The organism is Bradyrhizobium sp. PRIMUS42, from assembly GCF_023006515.1.
Classification (GTDB): Bacteria; Pseudomonadota; Alphaproteobacteria; order Rhizobiales; family Xanthobacteraceae; genus Bradyrhizobium.
This window is the reverse complement of record NZ_JALBGZ010000022.1, coordinates 20,996-27,511: the sequence shown is the minus strand read 5'-3', so window position 1 is coordinate 27,511 and position 6,516 is coordinate 20,996. Positions and strand designations below refer to the sequence as shown.

5 protein-coding genes and 2 pseudogenes are annotated in these 6,516 nt (G+C 62.5%); 4 read left to right on the top strand and 3 right to left on the bottom strand.

What is annotated here, in order from left to right; genetic code table 11:
• From MOV75_RS04460 to MOV75_RS04450, 3 genes and pseudogenes are all read right to left on the bottom strand, one after another.
• A pseudogene (locus tag MOV75_RS04460) lies at positions 1 to 380 on the bottom strand (hypothetical protein); the annotation flags it as partial.
• Between the two features lie 223 nt (positions 381 to 603).
• Positions 604 to 999: a type II toxin-antitoxin system VapC family toxin gene (locus MOV75_RS04455; protein WP_247005002.1), complete on the bottom strand. Its 396-nt coding sequence runs from the start codon at positions 997 to 999 to the stop codon at positions 604 to 606.
• Complete coding sequence (locus MOV75_RS04450; protein WP_011931108.1) at positions 999 to 1,244, bottom strand: type II toxin-antitoxin system VapB family antitoxin; 246 nt, start codon at positions 1,242 to 1,244, stop codon at positions 999 to 1,001. Before MOV75_RS04450 ends, MOV75_RS04455 begins: the two co-directional genes overlap by 1 nt.
• Positions 1,245 to 1,476: 232 nt before the next feature.
• Here MOV75_RS04450 and MOV75_RS04445 point away from each other — a divergent pair, with 232 nt between their 5' ends.
• The 4 genes and pseudogenes from MOV75_RS04445 (at position 1,477) to repB (ending at position 6,461) form a co-directional block, all read left to right on the top strand.
• A complete protein-coding gene (locus MOV75_RS04445) occupies positions 1,477 to 2,568 on the top strand; it encodes a hypothetical protein (RefSeq protein WP_247005000.1) in 1,092 nt (363 codons plus the stop codon).
• 13 nt (positions 2,569 to 2,581) lie between these two features.
• Positions 2,582 to 2,795, top strand: a pseudogene (locus MOV75_RS04440) (integrase); the annotation flags it as partial.
• 1,435 nt (positions 2,796 to 4,230) lie between these two features.
• Positions 4,231 to 5,445, top strand: a complete 1,215-nt coding sequence (gene repA / locus MOV75_RS04435; protein WP_024342299.1) for a plasmid partitioning protein RepA — start codon at positions 4,231 to 4,233, stop codon at positions 5,443 to 5,445.
• A complete protein-coding gene (gene repB, locus MOV75_RS04430) occupies positions 5,442 to 6,461 on the top strand; it encodes a plasmid partitioning protein RepB (RefSeq protein ID WP_247004998.1) in 1,020 nt (339 codons plus the stop codon). The genes repA and repB overlap by 4 nt, the downstream gene beginning before the upstream one ends.
• Positions 6,462 to 6,516: the final 55 nt, after the last annotated feature.

Genomic DNA, 6,516 nt, shown 5'->3' with positions numbered 1-6,516 from the left:
AGCGCCCAGCCGGGTTTGGCGTCGGCGATGCGTCTGCGCGTCCGCAGCACGGCACGGGCTCGCGTCAACTCGTGGGTCGGGGCGCGGATATCCATGCCGGCGTCGTGGAGAACCAGATCTTCGAGATGGACGAGCTCACCTTCCAGCCACAGACTGGCGCAGGCATCAGTATAATGGGTGCGCGCGACCCAACCGTCGCGAATCGGGCTTCTCGCCAACCGCTCGTCGAGGCGAGCCAGGGAATCCTCGGCGGCGGCGAGCGGCCCGGCGAGCTGGGCCCAGGGCAGCGGATCGGGGATTTTGTAGCTCGGCGACAAGGTCTTGATAACCTTAACAGGAAACGATGAAACGGAAGCTAACATGGCTTTGGGTTCCGTCATAGCGAGGCATGTTCCTGGCAACCGCTCACTATCGATAACCAGCCCTTATCGATAGGGTTGGACGTCACGGCGCAAATCAGTGATTCTGAGCTCTGGGGAGCCCCGGACATCGCATCGTCTGGGCACCCGATCGGCCCGTGAGCCCGCCATGCTGAGGCGCTTTGCCGTTCCGGAAGACAAAGTCCCCTGCCCTTCCGGTTGCAGGGACGGCCTGGCGGCTGCCTCAGGCGGCCTCGATGTCGGTCTGCGGAAAGTCGCCGCCCTTGAACATCAAGGGCTGGCCCAGATGCCGGGCACAGGCATAGGCAAAGCAGTCCCCGAAATTGAGGCTCGCCGGATGCCGGCCCTTGCCGTACCGGTCGAAGGCGTCGAGCGCGATCCGTGCCGTCTCCGGCGGCACCGCTACCACGGCGATCTCCATCAGCGCGAGATAGTCTTCGACCGCCTCCGCGGCGGCGCTGACCGAAAGTTTCAACACGCGCGCCACCGCGACCGCCGCCTCCCACACCGCCAGCGGCGAGGTCAGACGCGTTCCGGTCTGCTGCAGGCGGGCCAAAAGCTCACGCGCCTCGTCCTCGTCGGTCAACAACGCAGTCAGCGCCGACGCGTCGATGAACATCAGGTGTCCTCATACAGGCTGTCGCGGAACGCCTTGTCGGCGGGCTGGCCCTGCGCCGGATTGCCCTTGGCGCGCAGATCCCGGCAGAACTGGACGCCGAGGTCGACCAAAGACGGTTTGCCCTGCTCGCGCTCGAGCTCATGGGCGAGTGCGGCGTGCACGGCTTCGGTGAGGCCGATTTTTTTCAGCGCCGCCACCTTGCGGGCTAGCGCATCGGTCTCCGGGTTCTTGATGTGGAAAGCCATGCGCATTCCTCTAGATCGTGGAGTGTATCCGTATATATCATCTCGGATACACAGAGGGAAGGGTCGGTTGCGCCATTGGCAGGACCAACAAGGTCCTGGGCGCCGCCGATTCGGCCCCCGCTCAGGGCGACGGGGCGCAGCCTGCCGCTCGCGCGCCACGGAAATCGCGGCAATCCCGCTAAAGGCGCACGGCCCTCGCGGCGTGTGAGGCGGCTTTTATGGTCAATAGTCGATGAACGCCTCCCCTCTCCGTCTCCCTGACGCTGGTTCAATCGAGGCCGTCCTCGCAGACCTCGATCCGGCCTCAGCTGACGACGACCTCGTCCCAGCGCTCGCCCACGCCTTCGAAGGTTTTCAGTTCAGCGTCGCGCGGATCGACGATGACTACTGGCGCGACACCCGTTCGGTAATTCGACCGGATGGCACGCGGATTGGCGAACTGCGGCCCTGGATGACGGCGGAGCTCGCCAAGGACGGCGGCGCCATCGATGCGCTTTGGCGCCGCCTGAAAGAGACGGACCTGCAGATCACCGAGTGGCGCGGCACCGGCGCGTTTGTCTTCGCGCCGACCGGGCCAGGCGCAGCCGACTATGTTCAGATCGCGCTCGGGCGAGAAATCGAATGGCGAGCCGGCCCCATCGTCAATCCGAACTACCGCCCGTTTGGCCAAGAGGAACTGCTCGATCCGAGCTGGCCCCGCACTGATCAGCCGCCTCAGTCGGATCGCCTGGCCGGTCCGGTCTATCGCCTCCTCGGCCGAGCCGGCGGCGCGGTGATCCACGTTCGCAGTTTTCTCGATCGTTGCGGCCGCATCGAACGCGAGAAACGCGAAGCCAAGCGGCCTGAGATGGAGGGGCGTGTCATTCGCGAAGTCGGACCTTGGGGGACGCGCGAAACCCCGTTTCTTGAAGCGGTCCCGGATTGGTTCGACTACGTGCCTCGGGAGTTACGGTTCTTTCGGGACTGGGAGGACTCGAGCGCCAGGCCGCATCGCGTCTTCGAACATTGGGCGCTCGATGTCCGCGATTATACGCACAAGGGAGAGCGCGAAGTCGGCTTTGTCCCCCGGCCGCTGCAGCCGCTGGCCGAGCGCCTCGCGCCGCCAAAGGATGCGTCCATTCATATCCTGATGGACCGGATCGAGGCCGTGGACCGCGAGATCAGCCTGCCCTTCGGCTGGTTCTTCCTGATGATCCACGGCCACTGGGTCGATCCCGACGTCGGCCTGGCGATTGCGCAAGGCCTGAAGGCGCAGCGCGTGCGCCTGCCCGACCCCGACGCCCGCGTGCTGCTGCGCTGGGCGGATCGAACTTACGGCTTCTGACTGAGCAACGCCGATGGACGACATCACCTCCCGCCCCTGATCTCCGACCCCGAAACCCGGCGGGCGCTGCAGCTCGATGCGCTCTCGGCGATCCTGCCGATGGAACGGCGCGACCGGCTCGCCGCGCTCCTGACCGACGACGACGTCGAAACGCTGAAGCACCTCGCGCGCGAGGGCATGGCGAGAATAGTCTGCGGGCGCTGGCCTCGGACCTCGCCTATCTCGAAGCTTGGCGCGAAAATCCTCCGAGGCCGAATTTTTAAGGTTAGCACTCTATGAATGCCACCCCTCCTCTTTGGTGCTTCCCGCGAGCCTGTGCTGAATGGCATTGGGAGCCAGCGCAACAGGGAGATGTTGTCAGCTGACAACATCCATCCCAGGCAACCCCCGTTGTCAGCTGACAACAACCTCTTCCCGGGGCGCTGTTATCTGGCAAGAGTTCCGCCCGTCCGATGTCGCTATGTTGGAGTGGCTCGCAGCTCGGATCTCTGCGGATCTCCCATCGGGCCGAGGCTCGGTGCGGCCGCTTTGCTGCTTGCTATCCAAAGGAGCGGCTGGCCTTCGGCACTGGGCGCCTCGTCTTGTTGAACTCGATTAGGACAGTCCGCCGCGAGGTCGATTCACCCTTCGCCCGGGTCATCCCAATGTCGCATGTGATGGCCCCATCCCTAACTCCAGCGATGCCGCGCGCCCCTGCGTGCGAATGCGCCGAACCAAGCGCATCTCAAGCTTGGCGATGGACGTCGCCTCGGCCGACTGTCCGAAGCCGGGCCAAGTCACTGCCATTACAATCGAGCCGGGCGAGGCCAGTTCTCTGCTGCTTGGTCGTGCCCGGCCGAGGTGGCGAACCGAGTCCAGGTCGCCTATCCGGTCGCGGTCGCGAACGGGATGGGCACCCAGGACCCGCCGTTGGCGGCACACGGGAACGCGGCGCCGCCGCAGAAAGTCCCCGTTGCAAGAGGCGTTTATCCAGCGTCGTGAATTGGGCAGAGTTTGGCGACGATGGTATTTCAATACCAAGGAAAACTGCCTCTAATTATCCGCTCGCGGCGCGCCGGGCGGGGCATTGTCCAGCAGATCCGGACCGAAGCGTCGACAGCGTGTTTGCCCGGCGGCGGTACAGCGTAGGCGGGGAAGTCCCCGATTCATCTGCGAGGGGCTCGGGAATAATGAGCCGACGTTGCCGACTCTTCGCCCGTCCAACGCGGGCGCTGCAAGGCTCGTGTCGCTGACGAGGGCGGCTGAAGCGGGTTGACGGAGGCTGGATGCAGCGTGCCATCACATCATCCGCGGTGAATAATGTCGCGGCGGCCCGCGCCGGCAAGAATGGGGGAGGGGGACGGTTCGGAGCACTTTGCGAGCTGCGCGGGAGGGTCTCTTTGATCGAGACGATGCACAATGGCTGCACCCTTCGATGCAGCGGCGGGAGCGGGGGGCGCCGACTCATGCTAAAGTAGAGTTCCGTCCGGTCGCTGGAGGCTTTGTTGTCAGCTGACAACAGCTGCACGAGGCGCCGAAAAGCCCCCATTGCTTGTGGGCAGAGCGCCATTGAGCGTTAACAACTCGTTAACCCTTTAATTCTTGCTCAAATCATAGAATCGTGGCCATCTCTCAAGACGGAGATCAGGCGTCTGACGTGCAGAAACCGTCTTGAGAAAGCAAATGCCGAGCTTAGCGGAAGATTCACTTACCATGAGCGAGACTGCGTCTGCCCGGATCACCCGGCACGCCGGCATCCTTTCCGGCCAGCTTCGCTCGCTGGCGACAACGCTTTTCCCGCCTTCAGCCAGTAAGTCTCTCCGCTCGTTCTCCTCAGGGGAGGTTGCGCGAATTGTCCGCGTCTCCGATGGTTATCTCCGACAGCTCTCCCTCGACGGACTTGGACCGACCCCAGCGACCGGACTTGGAGGCCGCCGATCCTATACCCTGGCTCAGATTCATGAGCTGCGCGCCTACCTAGCCACGGCGCGGCCCCGAGAAGCGTCGGAATTTCTCCCGCGCCGCCAGCCGGGCGACAAGCTCCAAATTATCACCGTCGCCAACTTCAAGGGCGGGTCCGCCAAGACGACGACGGCATTGTATCTTTCCCAATACCTCGCCCTTGCCGGCTTTCGGGTCCTTGCCATTGACCTCGATCCGCAAGCGTCGCTCTCCGCGATGTTCGGGTACCAGCCCGAGTTTGATATTGGGGCGAATGAAACTCTCTACGGTGCCATCCGGTATGACGAGCACCGCCGGCCGATGCGCGACATCGTTCGGCCGACCTACTTTGACGGGATCGGTCTTGTTCCGGGCAATCTTGAGCTGATGGAGTTCGAGCACCACACGCCTCGCGCAATGATCGAGCGGCGTGAACGCGGACACGACCTGTTCTTTCGCCGAGTCGCCAGCGCCATCGACCAGGTTGCCGACGACTACGATGTCGTCGTTATCGACTGCCCACCCCAACTTGGTTACCTGACCATGGGCGCGCTAAACGCGGCCACCGCGATGCTCGTGACCATCCATCCGCAGATGGTCGATGTCGCATCCATGAGCCAATTTCTCCTCATGACGTCGGATCTCATGTCCGTCATCGAGGAAGCCGGCGGGCGACTCGACCACGACTTCATCCGGTACGTCATCACGCGTCACGATCCCAACGACGTGCCCGAAGCTCAAATCGTGGCCCTCCTTCGTAATCTCTTTGGATCGGATGTGCTCCAGGCCACTGTTTGGAAATCGACTGCAATCGCCAATGCTGGCCTCACCAAGCAATCACTTTATGAGCTGGAGCGCGGCGCGGTAGGGCGGGGCGCCTACGACCGCGCGTTGGAATCAGTCGACGCGGTCAATGCCGAAATCGCGCAACTTCTTAAGAAGGTGTGGGGTCGATGAGCAAACGTACTGACACTATCAAGAGCCTTTTCACGGCCCCGCAATCGAGCACGTTGTCAGCTGACAACGTGCCCGCTGCCTTGCCGCGGGTCTCGTCGGGCTCGGTCCGCTCGTTGAAGGATTCTTTTTCCGAAGTCGAGAAGGAGAACGAGGAGCTTCGCGAAAGAATCGCGTCTGGGGCTGTGATCCTTGAAATCGACCCTTCGCTTATTGATCCGTCACCCCTGTCCGACCGGTTTCGCGACAATGACGATAGCTCGTTCGAAGCACTCAAACAGTCGATCGCACAGCGTGGCCAAGAGGTGCCCATTCTCGTTCGGGAGCATCCTGAAGCAAAAGGGCGCTATCAAAGCGCGTATGGTCATCGCCGCGTCCGCGCCACGCGCGAATTGGGTATTTCCGTCAAAGCGATCCTGCGATCGCTGTCTGATGAAGCCCTTGTCGTGGCGCAAGGACTCGAGAACGCACCGCGCGAGGATTTGAGTTTCATTGAGCGCGCCAGCTTCGCGATGCATATCGAAGATGCCGGGCATAGCCGGTCAATCGTGCAGGATGCGTTGTCGATCGATCGGGCTGAGGCTTCGAAACTCCTTGCCGTCGCTCGATCGGTTCCACCCGAAGTCGTTCGAGCAATCGGGAAGGCTCCGAAAGTTGGCCGCGGCCGCTGGCAGTCCTTCGCTGAATTACTCAAGGATGCCGCGGCGCTCAAACGTGTCAGAGCGGTGATCGCTGACCCGAAATTTGCAGAACGGGAAACCGACGCGCGATTTCTCGCTGCATTCTCAACAGCAAGCCGTCCATCTCCCGCGGGGACATCGAAGCCATCGGAAGAGAAGCCAGTCTTTTCCGCATCCGGGGACAAGATTGCGCACGTGCGTCAGATCGAGCGCGAATTGAAGCTTACCATCGACAAGAATGTCTCGGTGACATTCGCGGCATTTCTTGTGGACCAACTCCCGGCCATCTTCGACGCCTTTTCAAAGACGAGTGGCGGCCAGGAAACTAGCGAGGCCTAACGGCCTCGTCCCGTAAACACGAACCAGGAGCAGACAAGGGAAAGAAAAAAGGCCC

What these genes read in the sequence shown, in the direction of transcription:
- MOV75_RS04455 (WP_247005002.1), bottom strand. Translation starts at nt 999, where the DNA reads ATGTTCATCGACGCGTCGGCGCTGACTGCGTTGTTGACCGACGAGGAC.
- MOV75_RS04450 (WP_011931108.1), bottom strand. Translation starts at nt 1,244, where the DNA reads ATGGCTTTCCACATCAAGAACCCGGAGACCGATGCGCTAGCCCGCAAG.
- MOV75_RS04445 (WP_247005000.1), top strand. Translation starts at nt 1,477, where the DNA reads ATGAACGCCTCCCCTCTCCGTCTCCCTGACGCTGGTTCAATCGAGGCC.
- repA (WP_024342299.1), top strand. Translation starts at nt 4,231, where the DNA reads ATGCCGAGCTTAGCGGAAGATTCACTTACCATGAGCGAGACTGCGTCT.
- repB (WP_247004998.1), top strand. Translation starts at nt 5,442, where the DNA reads ATGAGCAAACGTACTGACACTATCAAGAGCCTTTTCACGGCCCCGCAA.